3 protein-coding genes and 1 pseudogene are annotated in these 3,217 nt (G+C 58.0%); all 4 read right to left on the reverse strand.

Going from position 1 to position 3,217, the window contains the following annotated elements; all coding sequences use genetic code 11:
• Positions 1 to 538: pseudogene (locus tag AC1D1Z_RS35545) on the reverse strand (RiPP maturation radical SAM C-methyltransferase); the annotation flags it as partial.
• On the reverse strand, positions 535 to 1,998 hold the full coding sequence (locus AC1D1Z_RS35550; RefSeq protein WP_245308434.1) for a radical SAM family RiPP maturation amino acid epimerase: 1,464 nt from the start codon (positions 1,996 to 1,998) through the stop codon (positions 535 to 537). The pseudogene AC1D1Z_RS35545 and the gene AC1D1Z_RS35550, both read right to left, overlap by 4 nt.
• Before the next feature lie 67 nt (positions 1,999 to 2,065).
• Positions 2,066 to 2,422, reverse strand: coding sequence for a Nif11-like leader peptide family natural product precursor (locus tag AC1D1Z_RS35555; protein ID WP_065276871.1), 357 nt, complete (start codon positions 2,420 to 2,422; stop codon positions 2,066 to 2,068).
• Between the two features lie 130 nt (positions 2,423 to 2,552).
• On the reverse strand, positions 2,553 to 3,217 hold a 665-nt coding region (locus AC1D1Z_RS35560), incomplete at its 5' end, for a Glu/Leu/Phe/Val family dehydrogenase (protein WP_477853484.1).

Consider the following 3,217-nt stretch of genomic DNA (forward strand, 5'->3'; position numbering starts at 1 on the left):
GAGTAGTACGTCCCATCACGGATTCACAATTGGCACCCCCCATGAGAGTGACTAAACCTGGCGAGAGCTCGCTCAGGCGGCGTAGCAGTGCAAGCGCGGGAACGTGCTGGGTGAATGTTGAGGTGCAACCGACCATAGCCGGCCGCTCCCTCAGTATCTTGCCGCATGTCCAATCGATGAAGCCGCCGATGAGCGAACGCAGCTCTAGGAACTTCGCACGAAGCCCGGGCTCACTTTTATGCAGGCACGGATTGCGCTGGAAATACCGGTCGAGGAAGCGGGCGTGGTCCGTTTCGAAGTCTGGAAATGCTACACCTGCGAACAGCCAGTCAACAAGCGCTTCCTCCGGAGGGGAAGTCTCAAGTACACTGTAGTCGGCGAGGCCAGCGTATTCCAGAAACCAGATATTGGCATACGCTGTCCTCGAGCGCAGGCCGGCCTGCGTCAGCACCGACTTCAGCAGGCCAAGCGCTAGCGACGGTCGTTCAACTGCTGACATCGGCATGTTCACCAGCACGATCGCGACATCGGTACTCATATCGCGCCCTCGCCACCACGCCAGGCAAAGCGCTCATCGAGGTCCTCTTCGAGCAACCCCTTCGTATGCAGTTGGTCGAGCTCATCGGCAACACCAATGGCGCTCGCTCCATCCGTTACGACGCGAGCAACTATCTCCGACGCTGTACATTGGCCACCTGCGATCAGATCGCCAACGGAGATCGACGCGGCGTTGTCGGGCACCTGATACTCCCAGTGGCGCGAGCGGAGGAGGAAGTGATGGCGCTTGGCCTCGTACTGCAAGTCCCCGCGGAAGCGGAACGGCCGGTTGGAAGGTGGGCTATCGTGCATGTGCTCATCGATCATACTTTGGACTTCGTCTTGGAACTCGTCTGGCGTTTCGAAAAAACGTTCATCCAGGATGCGGTAACCAAGAGGCCAGCGTCTGCTCGCCGGTACCGGCGTCACCAATTGCACACGCCGCCGCGGCATATTTACGAGAAAGCCAGAAACGCAAGCGATCGTCGTGTGATCGCTCTTAGATAAGGGTGTTGCATCGCCGTTTTTGGCTACGCTGAGTTTCTCGTTTCGCGCGCGGCCGGCGAAAGCTTTTGAACTTGGCATGTCCTTGCCTTGCAGGACGAGCTCAACGCCCATGAGATCCTCGGGCGAAAATGTCGAGTGGATTTGATTGAGTTGCTCCGTGCTCAACACGGAAAAGCGATTGGTCACGCAGCGGTAGCGTTCGAACAGCTCGAGCACGCGCTTGGTGAGTGCCAGATTCTTGAGAGGCATAGCCGTCGTTGTTTGGGGCAATGTGCCGGTGATTTGATAGTAGTCGAAGAGAAAGCGGTCGTAGTCAGGATTATCCATAGGGTCTGTGGAGCAATAGCAGAAACCAGTGCTCGCTGCCGAACCAAACATTTCCCTCGCGGCGCCGACCACCCCGCGCCAGAGGTCTGCATGCTCTTTGCTATATTCAAAATAGTCCTTGAACCGGCCCGCCGAGAGGCCGCAAAACCAGCAGCCCCCGGTGCAGCCTTCGCTCAGCTCGAAGGCGATGACGGGGTGCGTAATGGACTTCGAGCAATCGCCCAACACGTCTTCGCAGCGGCGCATTTGGCGCTCACGCCACGCATGGAACCGAGGCGCAGCCACCGACATATTGCCCTCGTCCCGCAGAAGGTCGCGATTGTGCACCATCTCGCCTATATACTCACGCCAAGCTACAGCCAGTGGCCACGACGCACGCTCAGGCTTGCGATCGAATTTCAGGTAGTTTGGATGCCAGAGCGGCAGCATCTCCATCGGGTCGACTTCAATCCCGTAGCCTGCAGCTGCGGTACGAGGGTTGCCGAGATTCTCCGAAAGCGCGCTCCTGAATCCCGCGTCGCCGAGGAAGCATTCTAAGAACCGCTTGATATGGGCTAACGTGCGCATCTCTCCAGGTGTCCGCCGATCAAAGATCTGTCGATAGTGTTCTTTGGCAGAATGCGCCACGAGGTTACCTCCCATTCCCACTTTCTCATCGGTCACGGGGTGAATGAACACCCCCGTGACGGTTTGACTAGACGAGGACTGCAGCAACGACGACAATCGCCTCGGCGGCTTCAAAGACAGTCGTTGCCGCTTGCGCCGCCTCAACAGCGGTGGTGGCAGCCACGATGGTCTGGACTGCTTTGATCGAGGTCACAAGGTCCGAACCGTGCTTGCCCGCGGTCTGATTGGCCTTCTTGTCGGTCAAGCCACGCGGGCTTCTGGCCTTTATGTAACTCTTGGCCTCATCGATCGTGAAATCGTAGCCGTGGCTCTTTCCGCTCGCCACCAGCGACGCGAGACCGGTAACATTTTTTTTCACGTATTCCAGCAGGTTAGCGTCGTTCCCCAGATCGTCAATGAAACGCTCAAACTCAGATTTAGACATTGTCCTTCTCCACTTTCCGACAGGCAATGCGCCCGCATTTGCCTAAATTCTCAAATCCGGTAAGCAATTTTCTTCCAGTTGAGTTTGCAGTTGCTTCCATCGTATTTCCTCCAGCGGTTTGAGCCGTTTCTCAAGTGGCGGAGCCACACAGGCTGCCGTCTTTACCCGAGCGGCGGTGGTCTCCCTCCTCTTCTACGTCGAGCGCCTCCATAGCTGCGGCAATGCGCGAGAGCGCAAGAACGTAGGCAGCGGTGCGCAGGGTGATGTTCTTGTCTCGCGCATATGCCCAAACGGCGTCGGCTTCCCTTTCCATTGCCGTCTTCAGCCGTTCATGCACCTGTTCGAGGGTCCATCGTTCGCCCTGGCGGTTCTGCACCCATTCGAAGTAGGAAACAGTGACGCCGCCAGCATTCGCCAGGATATCCGGAAGGATTACGACGTCCATGGCCGAGAGGATCTCGTCGGCCTCCGGGGTGATCGGGCCGTTGGCGAGTTCGACAATGAGCCGGGCCTTGATGCTTCCCGCGTTGCCCTCGTGAACCGTATTCTCAATCCCGGCCAAGACAAGGATTTCGCATTCGACCGCCAGGAGCGCGTCGCGAGGAATCTCGGAGACACCAGCTGAACCTGCAATGCTAGTGACACTTCCGTGGCGCTTGGCGGCAAGCAGTTCGCCAATGTCGAGACCATCTTGGACATGGACCGCACCCTTGGAGTCCCCGGCCCCCACGATCTTGTATCCGTCGGCGGCGAGCAGTTGCGCCATGTGCTTGCCGGCATTGCCTACTCCTACGA

This window comes from Rhizobium sp. P1_E1 (assembly GCF_056406015.1).